This window comes from Rhizobacter koreensis, from assembly GCF_013366375.1.
GTDB classification, from domain to species: domain Bacteria; phylum Pseudomonadota; class Gammaproteobacteria; order Burkholderiales; family Burkholderiaceae_C; genus Schlegelella_A; species Schlegelella_A koreensis.
Genome location: NZ_JABWMJ010000004.1, coordinates 116,343 through 134,730 on the forward strand (window position 1 = coordinate 116,343; position 18,388 = coordinate 134,730).

The 18,388-nt window shown below is 70.2% G+C and carries 19 protein-coding genes; 13 read left to right on the forward strand and 6 right to left on the reverse strand.

The window, feature by feature from the left end:
- Positions 1-2: 2 nt before the first annotated feature.
- Entirely contained in the window at positions 3-623 is a 621-nt protein-coding gene (locus HQN59_RS09880; RefSeq protein ID WP_176068699.1) for a TIGR02466 family protein, read from the forward strand.
- Between the two features lie 137 nt (positions 624-760).
- On the opposite strand, the gene HQN59_RS09885 is transcribed toward HQN59_RS09880, so the two are convergent.
- Together HQN59_RS09885 and HQN59_RS09890 are read right to left on the reverse strand one after the other, a co-directional pair.
- Positions 761-1,879, reverse strand: a complete 1,119-nt coding sequence (locus tag HQN59_RS09885) for a twin-arginine translocation signal domain-containing protein (protein WP_176068701.1) — start codon at positions 1,877-1,879, stop codon at positions 761-763.
- Positions 1,880-1,905: 26 nt separating this feature from the next.
- Positions 1,906-2,790, reverse strand: coding sequence for a choice-of-anchor L family PEP-CTERM protein (locus HQN59_RS09890; protein ID WP_176068703.1), 885 nt, complete (start codon positions 2,788-2,790; stop codon positions 1,906-1,908).
- A 773-nt stretch (positions 2,791-3,563) separates the two neighbouring features.
- Between HQN59_RS09890 and HQN59_RS09895 the strand changes: the two genes are divergently transcribed.
- The 10 genes from HQN59_RS09895 (at position 3,564) to HQN59_RS09940 (ending at position 13,799) form a co-directional block, all read left to right on the forward strand.
- Positions 3,564-4,268: a DUF488 domain-containing protein gene (locus HQN59_RS09895; RefSeq protein ID WP_176068705.1), complete on the forward strand. Its 705-nt coding sequence runs from the start codon at positions 3,564-3,566 to the stop codon at positions 4,266-4,268.
- Positions 4,265-5,482 carry an RNA polymerase sigma factor gene (locus HQN59_RS09900; protein WP_176068707.1) on the forward strand — a complete coding sequence of 406 codons (1,218 nt, stop codon included), beginning with the start codon at positions 4,265-4,267 and terminating at the stop codon, positions 5,480-5,482. The genes HQN59_RS09895 and HQN59_RS09900 overlap by 4 nt, the downstream gene beginning before the upstream one ends.
- Positions 5,483-5,583: 101 nt before the next feature.
- On the forward strand, positions 5,584-6,033 hold the full coding sequence (locus HQN59_RS09905) for a VOC family protein (protein WP_176068709.1): 450 nt from the start codon (positions 5,584-5,586) through the stop codon (positions 6,031-6,033).
- Positions 6,034-6,052: 19 nt separating this feature from the next.
- Positions 6,053-6,517: an SRPBCC family protein gene (locus HQN59_RS09910; protein WP_176068711.1), complete on the forward strand. Its 465-nt coding sequence runs from the start codon at positions 6,053-6,055 to the stop codon at positions 6,515-6,517.
- The gene (locus HQN59_RS09915) at positions 6,514-6,855 is read left to right on the forward strand and encodes a YciI family protein (RefSeq protein ID WP_176068713.1); all 342 of its coding nucleotides are present in this window, start codon (positions 6,514-6,516) and stop codon (positions 6,853-6,855) included. Before HQN59_RS09910 ends, HQN59_RS09915 begins: the two co-directional genes overlap by 4 nt.
- 99 nt (positions 6,856-6,954) lie before the next feature.
- Positions 6,955-8,148: a hypothetical protein gene (locus HQN59_RS09920; protein ID WP_176068715.1), complete on the forward strand. Its 1,194-nt coding sequence runs from the start codon at positions 6,955-6,957 to the stop codon at positions 8,146-8,148.
- Between the two features lie 144 nt (positions 8,149-8,292).
- On the forward strand, positions 8,293-9,477 hold the full coding sequence (locus HQN59_RS09925; RefSeq protein ID WP_176068717.1) for an MFS transporter: 1,185 nt from the start codon (positions 8,293-8,295) through the stop codon (positions 9,475-9,477).
- Between the two features lie 302 nt (positions 9,478-9,779).
- Positions 9,780-10,898 carry a cysteine peptidase family C39 domain-containing protein gene (locus tag HQN59_RS09930; RefSeq protein ID WP_176068719.1) on the forward strand — a complete coding sequence of 373 codons (1,119 nt, stop codon included), beginning with the start codon at positions 9,780-9,782 and terminating at the stop codon, positions 10,896-10,898.
- 162 nt (positions 10,899-11,060) lie between these two features.
- The gene (locus HQN59_RS09935) at positions 11,061-12,392 is read left to right on the forward strand and encodes a glycosyltransferase (RefSeq protein ID WP_176068721.1); all 1,332 of its coding nucleotides are present in this window, start codon (positions 11,061-11,063) and stop codon (positions 12,390-12,392) included.
- A 423-nt stretch (positions 12,393-12,815) separates the two neighbouring features.
- Positions 12,816-13,799, forward strand: coding sequence for a Bug family tripartite tricarboxylate transporter substrate binding protein (locus tag HQN59_RS09940; protein WP_176068723.1), 984 nt, complete (start codon positions 12,816-12,818; stop codon positions 13,797-13,799).
- Between the two features lie 177 nt (positions 13,800-13,976).
- On the opposite strand, the gene HQN59_RS09945 is transcribed toward HQN59_RS09940, so the two are convergent.
- Together HQN59_RS09945 and HQN59_RS09950 are read right to left on the reverse strand one after the other, a co-directional pair.
- Positions 13,977-14,750, reverse strand: coding sequence for an enoyl-CoA hydratase-related protein (locus tag HQN59_RS09945; RefSeq protein WP_176068725.1), 774 nt, complete (start codon positions 14,748-14,750; stop codon positions 13,977-13,979).
- A gap of 13 nt (positions 14,751-14,763) precedes the next feature.
- Complete coding sequence (locus tag HQN59_RS09950; protein ID WP_176068727.1) at positions 14,764-15,168, reverse strand: SgcJ/EcaC family oxidoreductase; 405 nt, start codon at positions 15,166-15,168, stop codon at positions 14,764-14,766.
- A 167-nt stretch (positions 15,169-15,335) separates the two neighbouring features.
- Between HQN59_RS09950 and HQN59_RS09955 the strand changes: the two genes are divergently transcribed.
- Together HQN59_RS09955 and HQN59_RS09960 are read left to right on the forward strand one after the other, a co-directional pair.
- The gene (locus HQN59_RS09955; protein WP_176068729.1) at positions 15,336-15,806 is read left to right on the forward strand and encodes a MaoC family dehydratase; all 471 of its coding nucleotides are present in this window, start codon (positions 15,336-15,338) and stop codon (positions 15,804-15,806) included.
- Positions 15,803-16,564, forward strand: a complete 762-nt coding sequence (locus tag HQN59_RS09960) for a 3-oxoacyl-ACP reductase FabG (protein WP_176068731.1) — start codon at positions 15,803-15,805, stop codon at positions 16,562-16,564. Before HQN59_RS09955 ends, HQN59_RS09960 begins: the two co-directional genes overlap by 4 nt.
- A gap of 18 nt (positions 16,565-16,582) precedes the next feature.
- Here HQN59_RS09960 and HQN59_RS09965 read toward each other — a convergent pair whose 3' ends face one another.
- Positions 16,583-17,335, reverse strand: a complete 753-nt coding sequence (locus HQN59_RS09965; RefSeq protein ID WP_176068733.1) for a 3-oxoacyl-ACP reductase FabG — start codon at positions 17,333-17,335, stop codon at positions 16,583-16,585.
- Positions 17,332-18,300: a Bug family tripartite tricarboxylate transporter substrate binding protein gene (locus tag HQN59_RS09970; RefSeq protein WP_176068735.1), complete on the reverse strand. Its 969-nt coding sequence runs from the start codon at positions 18,298-18,300 to the stop codon at positions 17,332-17,334. Before HQN59_RS09970 ends, HQN59_RS09965 begins: the two co-directional genes overlap by 4 nt.
- Positions 18,301-18,388 lie beyond the last annotated feature (88 nt).

The window sequence follows — 18,388 nt, forward strand, 5'->3', positions numbered from 1 at the left end:
CGATGGATGAAGTCTTCGGCCTCTTCCCGACCCCTTTCCTGCGCGCCCCCGGCACCCTGAGCGCGAGCCTGGTTCAGGGTCTGGTGCGGCACTTCACCGTGATGCCGCGCGACCTCAACAAGGCGTCCGACCAGCTTTCGCACACGGCGCTGCTCGGCCCCGACGACAGCCCGCTGCTGGTCGAGGCCGCGACCGTGATCACCCCGAAGATCGTCGACATGGGCGCGCTGATGTTCGGCGAGCGTCTCGAGTGGTCGATCAAGGAAATGTGGGTCAACGTGCTCGAGCCGGGCGGTCAGCAGGCCATGCACAACCACGCCAACAGCTTCATCTCGGGCGTGGTCTACCTCACCGACACGCACGAGGCGTCGCAGACCGTGTTCCTGCGCTCCGCAGGCGGCAGCGACTTCGTGTTCAAGAACGAGCACGCCAACGTCACGTCGACGCCGTTCAACGGCGATCGCTGGATCAGCCCCAAGCCGGCTCCGGGCGACGTCGTCCTGTTCCCCAGCTACCTGCTGCACGCCGTGCCTCCGAACCAGGGTGAGCGCCGCATCACGATGGCGTTCAACGCCATTCCGAGCGGCCTCGACTCGTGGGGCTATTCGGTCAAGTTCGGGTGACGGTGCGGGGCGCAACACGCCGGATCGCGCGCCGGCCTTCCTGATCCCGCGCGGCCCGAAAGCAAACGCCCACCGCGAAGGTGGGCGTTCTTGCGGTGAGGCGATTCATCGGGACGACGAACCACCCGCAAGCCACGTCAGAGGATCTGCGACGGATCCCAGCCGGCCGCGATCGCGCGGGTACGGATCGAGTCGGAGTTCTTGCGGAACTCGGCGATCATGATCGCCGGCGTCAGTCGGCCGCTCGTGTAGTTGGGGCTGTCGGCGAAGTCGGCGTTGTTGAGACTCACCGACGTGCCGGTGCCACCGGTGATGCTGTACTCGAGCTGGTTCTCCGCCGCCCCGCTGTAGCCACCGAGGCGCAGCAGCTGGTAGAAGGTGGTCCAGTTGATCAGCCCCGGCATGCCCGGCGAGACCCGGCCGACGCTGAGCGCGCCCGTGGTGGGATTGATCGTGCCGGCGACGTCCTCGGGCGCGACGCAACCGATGTTCGGCATCCAGCGGCGCATCATGATCTGCCACGCGTTGCCGGGCGCGTTCGACACGACGTGGCCGATCGCGAGGTTGATACCGATGAGGCGCGGGTCGATACCCTGCATCGCATAGGCATACGGCTCGACCGTGTTGCCGATGTTGCTGCCGTGGGTATGCGCCACGCCCTGGATCCCGCCGTACATCGCGTTGATCTGGGCCAGGCGGCGATACTGCAGACGCACCGCGTCGAGCAGCGAGGTCATGGTCTGACCGAACGTGTTGTTCGCGAAGGACTGGCCACCGCTGTTGTTGAAGCGGTACTTGCGGATGCCGTTGGCGCCCGCCACCGACAGGATCTCGTGCACGAACTGGGTCTGGATCCAGGACGTGTCCGCAGCGTTGGTCGGCGGCGCGAAGTTGGTGCCGATGTGGTCGCAGATGGTCCCGGTGCTGCGAATGCCTGCCAGCATCTGCGGCAGATGCGTGGCGACCTGCGAAGGAAGCACGTGGCCGCCGTCGCGCACGGTCAGGTCGACCGCGGCGTAGCCGCCCGCGCGCATCGCCTCGCCGATCGCGACGCCGGTGCCGTACGGGTCCTGGCGCGTCTCGGCTTCGGTGCGCACCCACTGGGCGTGACGCGACCAGACCTGCGTCACCAGACGCTGCGGCTGGGCGGTCTGCGCCGCCGCGGTGCTCGGGAAGGCCGCTTCCTTGCCGACCAGCGCGGTGGCGGCGGTGGCGGCTGCAGCGGCAGCGCCCGAGAGAAAACTACGTCGTTCCATGGTGTCTCCTGTGGTAGAGGTCGTGATCAGGAAAGGGCTGCGCCGCGCGAGGACTGCCCGCGCGCCTGGCGACGGCGCGAGAGCCACAGCAACAGCCCGGCGGCGCTGCCGAGCGCCAGCGTCGAAGGTTCCGGGATGGCCTGGATGCCGGCGGAGATGAGGAGCGCCGAGTCGCCGAACGAGTCCATCGCGTCGGCGATCGCGAACGAGATCGAGTTGACGGCGCCGAAATTGACCGGGATCGTGAGGTCGATGCGCGTGGTGAGCCCGTCGAGCTCGGTGATGATGGAATCGAAGAACGGCGGGTTGTCGCGGTACAGGTTGCAGTTCTGACCACCGATATTGGGCGCTGCACCGGAGGTGGGGCCGCCGCAATTGATCGATGACGCCGAGATGGGGGTATTGGAGCCCGGAACCAGCGCGTAGTTGACGCCGTTGACGAAAATACCGAAGACATCGGTCGGGAAACCCGAATTGAGCGCGTCGTTATAGTCTTCCGAGCCGAACACGATACTCATCGTGATTCGCTGGTTGTTCGGAATGAAATTGAAGCTCAGCACCGAGGCGTTCTGGGTGCCGAACGGCGACAGCGAACTCAGGAGGCTCGTGCCGGGCGACATGTTCGGGGTGAGCGAGTTGCCGAACCCTGCGGTGAAGGTACCGGTGCTGTTGGCCACGTCGCCCGGGAAGGCGGCGCTGCTGCCCACGAAGCGCGCATCGCCGCTCGACAGCACGACACCCCGGTCGATGCCGAGGCCGCTCGACCCGGTGCCGCCGTTCGCGAAGGTGCCCGATGCGGTAGCCGCCCCGGTGTATTGCGCCGAGCCGGCGACGACCGCGATCCCGCTGTTGGAGCCGAGCAGGGCGTTGACGAGCGCGGCCGCCGAAGCCGCCGACGCGTCGGGCAGCACGGTGACGACCGGGGCCGCGTGCGCGGACGACAGGCAGGCCGCACTGGCCAGCGCGAGCGCGGCCGCTTTGAATCCCAGAACCTTCTTGTTCACGAACCTCTCCTTGATTTCGTTGTGGCCGACGCGTCGCGATCGAGCCGCGTCAACGCCGCGTCCGGCAGGCCCCGAGGAAACCCTTGTCGCTCACCGGTTCCGGACGCCGCAGATTCGGTCTGCAGTTTCTATGCCAAACACATAACGTGTTGTCACGATATGGCTCGGCGCGCCGGCGACCGTTCGATGTAAATTTGTTCGACAGGGATTGGCGGGTATTAAGGCACCTGAGATATTCGGGCGCAAGTTTCGAAACTGTATTCGCCGGCACCGCTGTTCCCACAAAATCGGCGCGACGAGGTGTTTTGTAGCTGGCCCTCGTGCGCTGCGTTCCAGGTCGCGCGCGAGGGGCGAGAGGTCTCGACGCCCGCCTGCGCCTGCGCGACCGGCGGCTCTCGCTCACGTCGAGCGGCGCTCGCGTGCCGCGGTCGGTGTGTAGGCGTTTCGACGTCGGCCGCGCCGGCGTTCCGCACTCGCGCCGGCGACGCGGTCCGAGGATAGGTCGGACCTTTGCCGCCGTCCCAAAGCGCCGCGCTCGAACCGCTTTGGGCAGGGGTGGGTTTGCGAGGTATCCGCTGTCGCTGCGATCGGCTTGCACGCGGGCTGGGGCAGCGATTGGGGCTTCGCCGGCACCAACGCAGAATCGAACCTTCGACCCAGCAATCTATCGAAGCGTTCCCATGAAGTTCCGTGCGTGCTGCGGCCCGGCGCCGGCCGCGTCACCGATCGCCGCGAGCGCCGGCGCACTCGCAATCGCTGTCGCAACGAGCGCGCCGCAGCGCACGCGTCGAGCGGCTGCGGGGACGCAAGGCGACGCGGGCGACGACGACACGCGCTATGCCGTGCTCACGGTCGGCCATTCGACACGGCCCATCGAGGCGTTCGTCGACTTGCTGCGCGGGCACGACGTCACCCGGCTGATCGACGTGCGCACCGTGCCGCGCTCGCGCCACAACCCGCAGTTCGCGACCGACGCGCTTGCCGCGTCCATGCAGTCGGCAGGCATCGGCTACGCGCACGTGGCCGGGCTCGGAGGCTTCCGCCGGCCGCTCGCCGACTCGCCGAACGCCGGCTGGCGCAACCTGTCCTTTCGCGGCTACGCGGACTACATGCAGACGCCGGCGTTCCGCGCCGAACTCGACCACCTGATCGAGCTCGCCGCGCACGCTCGCCTCGCGCTGATGTGTGCGGAGGCGGTGCCCTGGCGCTGTCATCGCTCGCTGATCGCCGACGCGCTGCTTGCGCGTGGCGTGGCGAGCGCCGAAATCGCGAGCGCGACGCGTCTGCAGCGACACCGGCTGACGCGCTTTGCCCGCATCGACGGCGACCGGGTGACGTACCCCGCCGACGCCGCAGCGGCGATCGAGCCGACCTCCGGCGCATGAACGACACCATCGCCGCGCTCTACCGCGACGAGAGCCGCACGGTGTTCTCGACGCTGGTGCGCCTGCTCGGCAGTTTCGACGCCGCCGAGGAGGCCCTGCACGACGCCTTCGTTGCCGCCGCCGAACAGTGGCCCGCGCGCGGCGTTCCCGACAACCCGGTGGCCTGGCTGGTGTCGACCGGGCGCTTCAAGGCGATCGATCGGATGCGTCGCTCGCGCCGCTTCGTCGACTGGGATGACGCCGCCGAGCACGCCGAGGCGCTCGCCGACAGCGCGCCCAGCTGGGAAGAGCAGGTCGACGCCGTCCACGCCATCGAGGACGACCGCCTGCGCCTCGTGTTCACCTGCTGTCACCCGAGCCTCTCGATGGAGGCGCGCCTCGCGCTCACGCTGCGAGAGGTCTGCGGTCTCACCACCGAAGCGATCGCCGCGGCGTTCCTGGTGCCGACGCCGACTCTCGCGCAGCGCATCGTGCGCGCCAAGGCCAAGATCGCGGCCGCGCGCATTCCGTACGAGGTGCCCGGGCCGGCCGAGCGCCCGGCGCGCCTGGCCGACGTGCTGCGCGTCGTCTACCTCCTCTTCAACGAGGCGCACGCGACGCGCGCCGAGGCGCTTGCGGCCGAGGCGATCCGCCTCGCGCGGCTGCTGCACGCGCTGCTGCCCGAGCCTGAGGTGACCGGTCTGCTGGCGCTGCTGCTGCTCCATGACGCGCGGCGCCCGGCGCGGCGCACCGATGACGACGAGCTGGTGCCGCTCGACGAGCAGGATCGCTCCCTCTGGAATCGCGCGGCGATCGAGGAGGGTTGCGCGCTCGCCGAGGCGGCGCTCTCCACGCGCGGCTTCGGCGCATACGCGCTGCAGGCCGCGATCGCGGCCCTGCACGCCGAGGCGCCGAGCGCGGCGGCAACCGACTGGCCGCAGATCGTCGGCCTCTACGGCGCCTTGTTGCGCGTCGAGCCGAGCCCGGTGGTCGCGCTCAACCGCGCGGTGGCGCTCGCGATGCGCGACGGGGCCGAAGCCGGACTGGCGCTCATCGCACCGCTGCTCGCACAGCTGCCCGACTACCCGCCGGCGCACGCGGCTGCCGCCGACCTGAACCGTCGTGCCGGCCGCCACGCCGAGGCACGCGAGCATTACCGTGCGGCCGCCGAGCTCGCGCGCCACGAGCCCGAGCGCCGTTTCCTGCTGCAGCGCCTGGCCGAGCTCGAGGGCTGAGAAAAGAATCTGCGCGGGGGTGTCGAAAGCCGCCGTCGCGGTTCGACTACATCGTGCAGGCGTCCTGCCCGCAACACTCAACCGACCTTTGCAGGAGTCCCATGGCCACCACGCTGACCCCCTATCTGAGCTTCCCGGGCACCACGCGCGAGGCGTTCACGTTCTACGAGAAGGCGCTCGGCGCCACCATTCAGGCAATGCTGCGCTACGCCGACATGCCGGCGAGCGCGCCGAGCGACGGCTGCGGCAATGTCGCCGCGCAGAGCGGCGACGCCATCATGCATGCCGCGCTGGTGCTGCCCGGCGGCGCGATGCTGTTCGCCGGCGACCCGCCGCACGGCATGCCGTACGAGGGCGTCAAGGGCGCGATGCTCGCGCTGCAGTTCGACACCGTCGGCGAGGCCGAGCGCGCGTTCCAGGCGCTCGCCGAAGGCGGGCAGGTGACCATGCCGATGGGCCCGACCTTCTGGGCGCGCACCTTCGGCATGCTCACCGATCGCCACGGCATCAGCTGGGCGGTCGGCGGCGAGCCGATCCCCTTCGCGTCGTGACCGTCCGAGGAGCCTGCCGATGAACACGACCGATCGCGATCTCGTCATCACCCGCGACATCGCGGCGTCGCCCGACAAGCTGTTCCGCTGCTGGACCGAGCCCGAGCTGATGAAGCGATGGTTCACGCCCAGGCCGTGGACCACCACGCACGCGGAAGTCGACCTGCGCGTCGGCGGCTCGAACCTCGTCGTGATGCGCGGCCCCGACGGAACCGAGTTCCCGAACCGTGGCGTCTACCTCGAGATCGTGCCGAACCGGCGCCTCGTCGTCACCGACGCCTACGTGAGCGCCTGGGAGCCGTCCGAGAAGCCGTTCATGACGCTGATCGTGACCTTCGACGACCTGCGCGACGGCACCACGCGCTACACCGCTCGCGCGCGCCACTGGAACGTCGAGGACCGCGAGGCGCACGAGAAGATGGGCTTTCACGAGGGCTGGGGCACCTGCGCCGCGCAGCTCGCCGAAATGGCGGCAACGCTGTGAAGTACCTCTGCCTGGTCTACCTCGACGCCGCGCACTGGAGCGCCTGCAGCGACGCGGTCTGCGCCGAGTACGCGCAGCAGCTCGCCGGCAGTCGCCGGCTGCTGGCCGCCGACGCGCTGCACGGCACCCACACCGCGACGACGGTGCGGGTGCGCAACGGCGAGACGACGCTGTTCGACGGGCCGTTCGCCGAGACCAAGGAAATGCTCGCCGGCTTCTACCTGGTCGACGCCAAGGACCTCAACGAGGCGATCCAGATCGCCGCCGGCATCCCGCCGGCGCAGTACGGCAGCATCGAAGTGCGTCCGGTCCGCGAGCTGCAGGTCGAGCCCGGCTGACCGGCGTCGGCTCGAACAGACGCCGGAAAGCCCGTCATCTCGGGCGTTCGCCGGCCGATGGTCCGCTCTAAGCTCCGGTACCCCTACAAGCGGATCATCGTGGACTCGTCCTATACCTGGATCTTGGCCGGCCTCGTCAGCGCGGCGGTTGCTGCGGCCCTGTTCGGCGTGGCCTGGCTCGTCTACCTGCGCTGGTCGCGCCGGGCCGCGGCCGCGCCGGCGCCGCTGGCGCGCCCGACCGTTTACGCCGACTCCGAGCTCGAGGACGAAGACCCGGCGGTCTCCGCGCCGGCCAGCCTGGTCGATGCGGTCCACGAGGAACGAATCGACGCGGCCGAAACCGCCGCACCCGAGGCGGCGGCGACGCCGCCCGACGTCGACCTGGACCTCGAGGCCGACACCGGCACCGGCTTCGAGTGGGCGGACGAGCGCGCAGCGCCTCCGGCCGATGTCGATGCCGATGCTGCGGACCGCGCGGTCGCTGCAGCCGTCGACGGCCTCCCGCCCGGTGCCGATGCCGATGTTCACGCGGCAGCCGGCAGCGAGGCCGGAGCCGATGCCGATGCTGCTTCCGCACCCGTGTCCAGCCCGGCGCCGCTGTCTGCCGATGCAGGCGCCAAGCCGACGCCGGGCGCGACGCCCGAGGCCGGCAGCGCTGCCGACAAGACCCCGCCGGTCGGCACCGCGCGGTCGGATCGCGAACCGTCCGAGGTGCGGCGCGCGTCGCGCACGCCGGGGCTCCTGCTCGATTCGCCGGGCGGCCGTGGCTTCGACCGCGATCCGCACACGCTCTATGACGTCGAGCGTACGAAGCGCCAGCCGCGCGAGGTCGCGCCGGAGGACGACGGCGATCTGCCGCCGCGCATCGAGCGACGCCGACCGGTCGTTGCGCCGACGGCCAGCCCGCCGAAACCACCCCCGCCGCCCACGCGCGCCGACAACGCGGCCGCGGTTCTCGAAGCCGCCGCGAAGGCGAGGGCGGCCCGTCTCGAGGCCGAGCATCTGGCGTCGCAGGAGGCCGCACGGCGGGCCCTCGCGCGACCGGCGCCGGGTGATCCGGCCGCGGTGCGCAAGGCCGCGCGTGCGCACGCCGCGGTCGAGGCTGCTGCGCGCAGCCGCGCCGAGCGCGAAGCCGACGTCACGTCGCGCAACCCCGAGAAGTTCGCGGAGCAGATCGCCGACTATCGCGTCGAGTTCGAGCGCCGCATGGCCGAGGAAGCGGCGCGCGCGGAGGCGCAGAAGGCCGAAGCCAAGCGCCAGTGGGAAGCGCGCGTGGCGGCCGGCAAGAACTGATCGCCAAGGCGTCTTCACGCCGTCGGGCGCGGCGGGCCTCGGCCCGCCCGACCGTCCAGTCGGAGCCGGGTGAAAGTCCCGAGCCATGCACGTCCGACGCCGCCGCGCGATCGGGCAAACTGCCGCGCTCACCGGGGGCGCGCCATGCATTCGAAGTCCGTCGTCACGCTGCTCAACGTCGCGCACGCGGTCGACCACATGTTCCTGCTGATCTTCGCGGCGGCGGTCGGCACCATCGCACGGGACTTCGGCTTCAGCCGCTGGGAAGACTTGATGCCGTACGGCGTCGGCGCGTTCATCCTGTTCGGCGTGGGCTCGATGCCGGCCGGGCGCCTGGGCGACCTCTGGGGTCGGCGCTCGATGATGGTCGTGTTCTTCTTCGGCATCGGCGCCGCGGCCATCCTCGCGGCGCTGAGCACCGGGCCGTGGCAGCTGGCGGGCGCGCTCACGCTGATCGGCGCGTTCGCGTCGATCTACCACCCGGTCGGCATTCCCATGCTGCTGCAGCAGGCGGCGCGACCGGGCGCGACGATCGGCCTCAACGGGCTGGTGGGCAACCTCGGCATTGCGGTGAGCGCGGTGCTCACGGGCTTCCTGGTGCAGTGGCTCGGCTGGCGCGCTGCGTTCGCGCTGCCGGGTGCCGTGGCCATCGTGCTCGGCTTCGTCTTCATGCGCGTGGTGCCGCACGAGAGCGAAGCGCCGGCCAAGCGCAAGCGCGGCCAGGTGGTGCCGCTCACGCGCGCACAGCTCGCGCGCGTGCTCGGCGTGATGACCGTCGCGGCCGCGACCGGCAGCATGCTGTTCAACCTGACGACCAACGGCAACGCGCAGCTGCTGAACGAGCGTTTCCACGGCGTGATGGAAGACCCGGCGACGCTCGGCCTGCTGCTCGGCGCCGTCTATGCGATCGCATCGCTGGCGCAGATCGTCGTCGGCGGCCTGATCGATCGCGTCGCGCTGAAACCGCTCTACCTGGGGATCACGCTCGCGCAGGTGCCGATGCTGCTGCTCGCCTCGCACGCACAAGGCTGGTGGCTGTATGCGGCGCTGCTGGGCACCATGGTCTTCGTGTTCGGCGCCATTCCGTTCACGGAAACCGTGATCGCGCGCTACGTCGACGACCACATGCGCTCGCGCGTGGCCGGCATGCGCCTCGCGGTGTCGCTCGGCCTCAGCTCGCTCGCGCTCTGGCTGCTGGGGCCGCTGGTCAAGGGCGTCGGATTCGACACCCTGCTGCTGGTGCTCGCGGGCATTGCGCTCTGCACGTCCGCGACCGTGCTGTGGCTGCCGTCGGAGGATGCGCCGATGGTGCCGGTGCCGTCGCGCTAGCGCGGTCCTGAGGAGCATCCCCTCCCGCTCGGTGGCTCCCGCGCGGGGCGCGAGGGTCCGCGTCTTCGTGATCGTTGCGGACATCGTTCCGCGCGAAGCCGTCGTCCATGCCACTTAGGTGCGCGCCGACCGCACGCGGCCGGCCGATGCGGCGATGAGCCGGGCCTCGAGGCGTCTGCCGACGCGTCCCGGACCGCTCCGATGCGTCACCTCCAACGGCCCTCGGACGGGTGGGATCGACGGCCGATGGCTGCGCCTACAGTCGTTCAGCGCCCTTGGTTTCACGGCGCCGAAAGACCTTCGTGACCGTTGCCGCCGCCGCCTCAGCGGCCCCCTTTACCTCCGCCTCGCGCGGCAGCTCGTCGGGCGGCGCCGTGCCTGAGAGTGCCGGCGCCTCGCGGTCGTCGAGCCCCACCGCCTTCTCTGCGGCACTGGAGGCGCTGGCACTGATCGCACGCTTCCACCAGGTGGGCGCCGATCCGGCGGCACTGCTGCATCGACTGGGGAAAGCCGCGTCCGAGCCGCTGACGCCCAGTGATCTGCTGCTCGGCGCGCGTGAGCTCGGGCTGAAGGCGAAGCTCGTTCGCAGCTCGACCGAGCGGCTGACGCTGGTTCCGCTGCCGGCCCTGGCGCTCATGAGCGACGGTCGTGTGCTGTTGCTCGCGCAATGCGACGGCCGGCGCGTCCTGTTCATGGATCCCTCGCGCCCGTCGGCGGGCGGCCGGCCGGCGATCGAGTCCGTCGATGCGTTCGACGGGCAGTGGACCGGTCAACTCATCCTCGTGGCGAGCCGGGCGAGCATCGCCGGCGATCTGGCGCGCTTCGACTTCAGCTGGTTCATTCCGAGCCTCGTGAAGTACCGGCGCCTGTTCGGAGAGGTGCTGCTGGTCTCGCTCTTCCTGCAACTGTTCGCGCTCGTCAGCCCGCTGTTCTTCCAGGTCGTGATGGACAAGGTGCTCGTCCATCGAGGCCTGGCCACGCTGGACGTGCTGGTCGTCGGCCTCGTCGTCGTCGTGCTCTTCGAAAGCCTGCTGACGGTGCTGAGGAGCTATCTCTTCGCCCGTGACTATGGCTCCGACGTGATCGAGGACCACGACACCGCGTTCGGCAACACCGACGTACTGCAGTTCCTGCAGGGCGTCGAACGGGACCAGTTGTGGTTCCGCCAGACGGGCCATGCGCTGGAGGTCAGCATCGTCGGTACTGCCGATCAGATCGTCGTGCGTGACTGGTATGTCGCCCGTGCCGACCGCGTCGAAGAGTTCCGGCTCGCCGACGGTAGCACCCTGCTCGAGTCGAGGGTGCAGGGGTTGGTCGATGCCATGGCTGCGTTCGCGCCACCGGCCGCCGGCGCGACGGTGCTGCCGCCAAACATGCAACAAGTGCTCGCGCCGACGCTGGCGGCAAGTTGGGGGCCATGAGCGGCGTTTGGCCCGATGCCGGAGGGGCCCGGCGGCGCCGCGCGTGGCTGCTGGCTAGCAGGTGAGCGGTCGCGGGCTCGGCGATCGTTCGATCAAGCGCCGGCTTTCGGTTCTCACCGCGGTATTGCACGAGCGGGCGACAGATCGCTTCGAGGGCGCAGCATGCGCTTGCTTGTCATTCACCAGAACTTCCCCGGCCAGTTCGGCGCACTTGCGGCTGCATGGGCGGCACGTCCCGGCTGGCAGGTACGTGCGCTCGCTCGCGACACGGCCCCCGGCGTGGCCAGTTTCGGCGCCTTGACGCGGTATCGACTCGCGAGTCGAACCGCCGGCCGTGCGGCGCACCCATACCTTCGGTTGATGGAAGCTGCCACCCTTCACGGGCAGGCGGCGGCGCGCGCCATGCTGCACCTCAGGGCGCGCGGCTTCACCCCCGACGTGATCGTGGCACATCCCGGCTGGGGCGAGAGCCTGTACGCCAAGGACGTTTTCACCGATGCCCGCCTGGTGCACTACTGCGAGTGGTACTACCGCGGCACGGGTGCGGATGTCGGCTTCGACCCCGAGTTCCCCGCTACCTTCGACGACCGTGCGCGCATCCGGACGTGGAACGGATTGCACGCGTTGAACCTCACGCATTGCGACGCCGCCGTCACGCCGACGCCCTGGCAGAAGGCTCAGCACCCGGCGATCTTTCACCCGTCGATCGCGCTGCAGCACGAGGGCATCCCGACGCATGAACTCGGCCCCGACGCCAACGCCGCGCTGAAGCTCGCGGATGGAACCGTGCTGAAGTGTGGCGACCCGGTGATCACGTTCGTCGCGCGCAACCTGGAGCCCTATCGCGGCTTTCACATCTTCATGCGTGCGCTCGAGCAGGTGCAGCGCCGGCATCCCACCTGCCGCGCCGTCATCGTCGGCGGCACGGACGTCAGCTACGGCGCCCGGCCGAAAAACGCGGCGAACTGGGTCGAGCACATGCTGGCCGAAGTCCGGGTCGACCCGGCTCGCACGCATTTCGTCGGCCGTGTCCCAAGACAGCAGTTCGTCAGGCTCATGCAAGTCTCCGCGGTGCATTGCTATCTCACCTATCCGTTCGTGCTGAGCTGGTCACTGCTCGAGGCGATGGCCTGCGGGGCCCTCGTCGTCGCCTCGGATACGGCACCCTTGCACGACGTCATCGTGCCCGACGTCAACGGCACGCTGGTGAACTTCTTCGATGTGCCGGGCTGGCACCGAGCGATCATCGAGGCGCTCGAGGGTGGCCCCGCGACACTGGCGCGACGCCGTGAGGCACGTCGAACGGCGGCGCAGTACAGCCAACGACGCGGACTTGAGGGCTACGACGCGCTGATTGCAGGCTCCAGCGCGAGCCGCCTCGCCCCTACCACCGATGAGCCGAATCTTGCCCGTCGTTCGCCCGTCTCCCGTTACGGTGTGCCCGCCCTGCGCGATGCGACGGCGAATGGTTCCGCGTCGTGTCGTGACCGGTAGCAAACCGACGTCGACCCGAGCGCGGTGACCGTCGACGTCGCAGCCCGGGCACCTCTCAGCTCAGCCGCAGGCGCGACCCTCGCTGTAGGCGCAGGGCAGGCGCAGACCCAGCGCTGTCGGGCAAGCAAGGCTTGACTCGAGTGCCCGGTCTCGCTGATGGACATGCCAATTTGGCGCCACGCGAATGAACGCCACATGCATCTCCCGCCGTGTGTCGGGAACAGGGTTTCCGCGCAACAGCCTGGTCCGACCTATGGGTACGATCGCGCCGCGGACCGGCCGGCGAGGCAGCCGATCACGGCAGCACGCGCGAGCCCACCGCCCCGCTGTGCCCCCGCGCTTGACGCTGACGTTGCCGGCTGGGCCGCCGCGCCGCCGCGCGTGACGCACGCATCGGATGGCGCAATTCCTGGAGATTCGATCTTGCGACGTGTTCTTTCTCTTCTCCTCGCCGGCGCCGCGGCGACGTTCCTCGGCACCGCTGCTTCGCAGGCCGAGGCCCAGTCCTGGCCGAGCCGCCCGGTCCGCGTCATCGTCCCGTTCGCGCCCGGTGGCGGCATCGACATCCTGACCCGGGCGATCGCCAACGAGCTGACCACGCGCTGGAAGCAGCCGATCGTCATCGACAACCGCGGCGGTGCCGGGTCGCTGATCGGCACCGAGGCGGTCGCGAAGGCGCCGCCCGACGGATACACGCTGCTCGCGACGGTGAACCAGTCGATGGTCGCGAACCGCTTCCTCTACAAGTCGCTGCCGTACGACCCCGACAAGAACTTCGAGCCGATCATGATGATGGTGATCAGCGACCAGCTGCTGATCGCCAACGCCAACCTGCCGGCGAACAACCTCAAGGAAGTGATCGCGCTTGCCAAGCGCGACCCAGGCAAGCTGAACTACGGCTCGTTTGGCATCGGCAGCCAGCCGCACCTGCTGTACGAGACGATCAACGTGCGCGAAGGCACCGACCTGCTGCACGTGCCGTACAAGGGCATCACGCCGAACCTGCAGGCGCTCGCCAGCGGCGAGGTGATGCTGGGCACCGGGTCGGCTGCGGTCGCCGCGCCGCTGATCGCCGCCGGGCGCATCAAGCCGATCTCCGTCGCCGGCTCCCGCCGGGTCGCGCAGTTTCCGAAGGTGCCGACCACCGCGGAAGAAGGCTACCCGTATGTGCGGACGTCGATCTGGTATGCCCTTTTCGCGCCGGCGGGCACGCCGGCCGAAGTGACCAACCGGATCCGCAACGACGTGCGCGCGATCCTCACCGACCCGGCGTTCGCCGAGGCCAACGCCGTGTCGAAGGGCCTCACGGTCGTGGCCGGCGACCGCGATCAGCTCGTGCGCACGATCCGCGAGGAGAGCGCGTCGGTGGCCGAGCAGGTGAAGGCGGCGAAGGTCACGCCCGAGTAGGGGGCTGCAGCGAATAGGGGCGCGGCAGGGGCGCCGCGCTCGGTCGGCCGTGAGGCTCGCGCGTGGCGGTCCGAGACCCGGCGTGCGGATGGTTGACCCGCTCGTCCGCGACGGAGCATTCGCCGCCGCAACGCGCCGCGCTCGCCACGGCGCGGCCCAGGCAGCGACCGGCCGAGTTCAGCGCCCGGTGAACACCGGAGTTCGCTTCTCCAGGAACGCACGAATGCCTTCACGCTTGTCCTCGCTCGCGCAGAGCAGTTGCAGGGCCTTGTGCTCGAGCATCAGCGCAGCGTCCAGCGGGCAGTCGGCGCCGGCGTTCACCACCTCGCGGATCTGCCGCACCGCGAGCGGCGGCATCGCGGCGATTCGGCCCGCCAGCGCGAGCGCCTCGGCGTCGACCTGATCGTCAGGCACCACGCGGTTGACGATGCCGAGCGCCAGCGCTTCGGGCGCCGTGAGCGCGTCACCGGTCAGCAACAGCATCAGCGTGCGCTGTCTGCCGAGCAGGCGCAGCAGGCGCTGGGTGCCGCCGGCGCCGGGCATGAGGCCGACCTTGATCTCGGGCAGGCCGAGGCGTGCGCTCTCGCCGGCGACGATGAGGTCGGCGTGCAGAGCCAGCTCGAGCCCGCCGCCGAACGCGATGCCGCGCACCGCAGCGACCATCGGCTTGGTGAGCCGGGCGATCGCGGCCCACATCCGGTTCGTCGCGCGCAGCATCATGTCGATGGCGCTCGCATCGACGATTTCCGAAAGGTCGGCGCCGGCCGCGAAGATGCGGTCGCTGCCGGCGAGCACGATCGCGCGCACGTCGGCGTCGTCGTCGAGCGACTGCAAGGCGGCGACGAGCTCCTTGCGCAAGGGCACGCTCAGCGCGTTTCGCTTTTCGGGGCGGTCGATCCGTACCAGGCCCACGTGCGGCGCCGGGCGCGCGATCAGGATGTCGTTGCTCATGGATGCTCCTCGTTCAGGTGGCGGCCGGCGGCGGCGAGGCGTGGTGCTGGGCAACGACCCACTGGCCGTCTTCGCAGACCAGCGTCTGCGAGACGCGCATCGGGATCGGCACCCGGTGGTCGACCGTGAACCAGGCGGTCGCCGCGAGTTGAATGACCGTGTCGGCGAGCGCCTCGGCGGCGACGTCGCTGAAGCGCACGCTGTTGCTGCTGCGCGGCCGCAGCGATGCGAAGTAGCTGCGCACGCCACTGCGTCCGGCATAGAGCTGCGGCCGCGAGCCGAAGAAGAGGGCGCGCTCGCTGTGCAGCCGCGCCATGGCGTCCGGGTCGCGTTCGGCGAACGCACGTGCCCATTGGTCGAGCGCCTCGAGCGCGATCGCTTCGGCGTGTTCCCGGGGCATGCCGGGCCTGGTGGACATATCGATTTTCGAGTGAGGTTGCGTGATCGGTCCCGCCATCGACTCGCTTGGTCGGACCATTGATAATGTAGCGCGAGCCGCCGGCGCGCCAAGCATCGCACCGTGACCGCATATCGGCAGGTCGGCGCAGCGATCGGCTCGAAGCGCGCCCCCGAACGGAGATGACGATGCTTGAAGTGGACGACCTCAGCCAGCTTGCCGACCACGTCGGCAGTGATCTCGGATGCAGCGCGTGGCTGACGGTCGATCAGCCGATGATCGACGCGTTCGCCGAGCTCACGGGCGACCGCAACTGGTACCACGTCGACGTCGAGCGGGCGCGCCGCGAGCTCCCCGAGGGCCGCACCATCGCGCACGGCCTCCTCACGCTGTCGCTGGTGCCGGGGCTCGCATCGCAGATCGTCAGGGTGCGCCGCCACGGCCATGCCTTCAACTACGGCTTCGACAAGGTGCGCTACCCGACGCCGGTGCAGGTCGGCGCGCGCGTTCGCCTGCACATGCATCTGGCCGCCGCCGAGCCGGCGCCCAAGGGAACGCTGCTGCGGCGGCGCTACACCATGGAGCTCGAGGGCGCCGCCAAGCCGGCGATGGTCGCCGACATGCTGACGCTGGTCGTGCGGCGCGAGGCGTCGACGTGAGCCCGCCGCCGTCGCGTACCGCACTCGTCACCGGCGCGGCGTCCGGAATCGGTCTCGCCATCGCGCGCCGTCTGCTGAGGCAGGGGCACCGCGTGCTGATGGTCGATCGCGCGTCGACGCTCGCCCCGGCCGCCGACGCGCTGAACGCGGAGCTCGACACGCTGCGCGCGCACGCCGTCGGCGCCGACCTCGCGAGCGCCGAAGGCATTGCGGAACTGGTTGCGCGCGTCGACGCCGAGCACGGCGGCGTCGACATGCTCGTCAACAACGCGGGCACCTCGCGCGGACGTGCCGGCTTCGATCTCGACGCGACCACGCTCGACGACTGGAACACGGTGATCGGCGTCAACCTGACGGCGCCGTTCCTGCTCTGCAAGGCGGTGGTGCCGGCGATGCGCGGCCGCGGCTGGGGCCGCATCGTCAACATCGCGTCGCGCGCCGGCCGCACCGGCGCGATCACCGGCGGCCTGCAGTACGCGGCGTCGAAGGCCGGGCTGATCGGCATGACGCGCGCGCTCGCGCTGCAGTGCGCGCCGCACGCGATCACCGCCAACTGCGTGGCGCCCGGCTGGGTCGAGACGCCGATGACGAGCCGGGTGCCGCCGGCCGCTGCCGCGGCGGCACTGAAGTCGATTCCGCTCGGGCGCGCCGCACAGCCCGACGAGATCGCCGCGATCGTCGCCTTCCTGTGCTCCGACGACGGCGGCTACATCACCGGCGCGGTGGTCGACGCCAACGGCGGCAGCTTCATGGGCTGACCGGGCCCCGACGCGTGCTCACCCGATGAACGCGCCCCCGTTCACGTCGACGCAGACGCCGGTGATGTAGCCGGCGCCGTCGGACGCCAGAAAGCGTGCAGTGGCGGCAATCTCGTCGACGCTGCCGAGGCGCTGCGCGGGGATCGCGGCGACCGACGCCCGGATCACGTCGGGCGACGACTGGTTCGAGAGCGGCGTCTCGATGCGCCCGGGTGCGATGCAGTTGGCGGTGATGCCGTGCGCCGCGTAGCTGCCGGCGATCTGCCGCGTCAGGCCGATCAGGCCGGCCTTCGAGGCCGAGTAGTGCATGCCGGCCGGCGCAATGAACGTGCGGCCGGCGCGCGAGGCGATGTTGATGATGCGACCCCAGCCGCGCCGCTGCATGCCTGGCACCAGCTCGCGGCAGAGGATGAACGGCGCGGTGAGGTTGACGCGCAGCACCTGCTCCCATTGCGCCGTGTCGATGTCGGGCAGCGCGTAGTGGCCGCCGCCGCGCTTGGGGTGCACGCCGGCGTTGTTGACGAGAACGTCGCAGCCGCCGTCGGCGTCGAGCGCCGCGGCAAGCGCGAGCAGCTGCGTCTCGTCGGCCACGTCGACCACGTGGCCGCTGGCGCGCAGGCCTTCGGCGACCAGGCGGGCGGTGGCTTCGAGCACCGCCTCGCTGCGGTCGGCCAGGACGACGTGGAGGCCGTCGCGCGCCAGGGCGCCGGCAATGGCCAGACCGATGCCGCCCGCCGCCCCGGTGACCAGCGCGTGGCGCGGTGGGCTCACAGCTTGACGCGCCCGCTTTCGACGAGCTTGCGGGTCTGCGCCATCTGCTCGGTCATGAAGGTACGCAGACGCGCTGGGCCCCACGGCAGCGGGTCGAAGCCGAGCTCGTGGAGGCGCGGCGGAACGTCGGGAAGGGCGAGGATTCGCGCCATTTCCGCAGCCACCTTGTCGACGATCGGCTGCGGGGTGGCGGCAGGGGCGAAGAGGGCGCCCCAGCCCGGCATGTTGACGCTGGGATAGCCGGTCTCGGCGAAGGTCGGCACGTCCTTGTAGCGCACGAAGCGCTGCGGGCTCGACACGGCGAGCGGAACGATCTTGTCGGGGTAACGGGACACCGCGCCGACCGAGGTGATCGCGGCGTCGATCTGGCCGCCGAGCAGGTCCTGGATCGCGGGTGCCTCGCCCTTGTACGGCACGTGGGTCACGTCGATGCCCGCCGCGCCGTTCAGCAGCTCGCCGACGAAATGACCGCCCGAGCCCTGCCCGTACGAGCCGTAGGTGAGCTTGCCCGGCCGCGACTTGGCGAGCGTCACGTACTCGGCCAGCGTCTTGACGCCGAGCGACGAGCGCACGCCGATCGCGATCGGCGTCAGCGCCAGCATGCACACGGGCGCCAGCTCCTCGAGCTTGTAGCCCGGGTTCGGCATCAGCACGACGTTGCTGATGAGCGCGCTGTAGCCCAGCACCAGCGTGTGTCCGTCGGGAGGCGCCTTGGCGACGGTGGTGGCGGCGATCGCGCCCGAGGCACCGGGCTTGGATTCGACGATCACCGGCTGGCCCCAGCTCGCGGTCAGCTTCTCGCCGATCACCCGCATCATGGCGTCGTGACCGCCACCGGCCGGCGTCGGGATCACCACCTTGATCAACGCGTTGGGGTAACCGGGCTGCGCCAGGCTCGCCGGCAGCGTGAACACCGTCAGCAGGCCGGCGGCTGACTTGAGAGTGGCGCGACGCGACGGGTTCATGGCTGGATCTCCTGCCGAGTGGATCTCATTGGTTGAACCATATTGTTCCGATGCCGCGCCGTCAATGGGGTGACGCCCGAGCCGCGGC

Bases quoted from the DNA above. Each gene is read 5' to 3' on its own strand.
- HQN59_RS09880 (WP_176068699.1), top strand. From the start codon at position 3: ATGGATGAAGTCTTCGGCCTCTTCCCGACCCCTTTCCTGCGCGCCCCC.
- HQN59_RS09885 (WP_176068701.1), bottom strand. From the start codon at position 1,879: ATGGAACGACGTAGTTTTCTCTCGGGCGCTGCCGCTGCAGCCGCCACC.
- HQN59_RS09895 (WP_176068705.1), top strand. From the start codon at position 3,564: ATGAAGTTCCGTGCGTGCTGCGGCCCGGCGCCGGCCGCGTCACCGATC.
- HQN59_RS09900 (WP_176068707.1), top strand. From the start codon at position 4,265: ATGAACGACACCATCGCCGCGCTCTACCGCGACGAGAGCCGCACGGTG.
- HQN59_RS09905 (WP_176068709.1), top strand. From the start codon at position 5,584: ATGGCCACCACGCTGACCCCCTATCTGAGCTTCCCGGGCACCACGCGC.
- HQN59_RS09910 (WP_176068711.1), top strand. From the start codon at position 6,053: ATGAACACGACCGATCGCGATCTCGTCATCACCCGCGACATCGCGGCG.
- HQN59_RS09925 (WP_176068717.1), top strand. From the start codon at position 8,293: ATGCATTCGAAGTCCGTCGTCACGCTGCTCAACGTCGCGCACGCGGTC.
- HQN59_RS09935 (WP_176068721.1), top strand. From the start codon at position 11,061: ATGCGCTTGCTTGTCATTCACCAGAACTTCCCCGGCCAGTTCGGCGCA.
- HQN59_RS09945 (WP_176068725.1), bottom strand. From the start codon at position 14,750: ATGAGCAACGACATCCTGATCGCGCGCCCGGCGCCGCACGTGGGCCTG.
- HQN59_RS09950 (WP_176068727.1), bottom strand. From the start codon at position 15,168: ATGTCCACCAGGCCCGGCATGCCCCGGGAACACGCCGAAGCGATCGCG.
- HQN59_RS09955 (WP_176068729.1), top strand. From the start codon at position 15,336: ATGCTTGAAGTGGACGACCTCAGCCAGCTTGCCGACCACGTCGGCAGT.
- HQN59_RS09970 (WP_176068735.1), bottom strand. From the start codon at position 18,300: ATGAACCCGTCGCGTCGCGCCACTCTCAAGTCAGCCGCCGGCCTGCTG.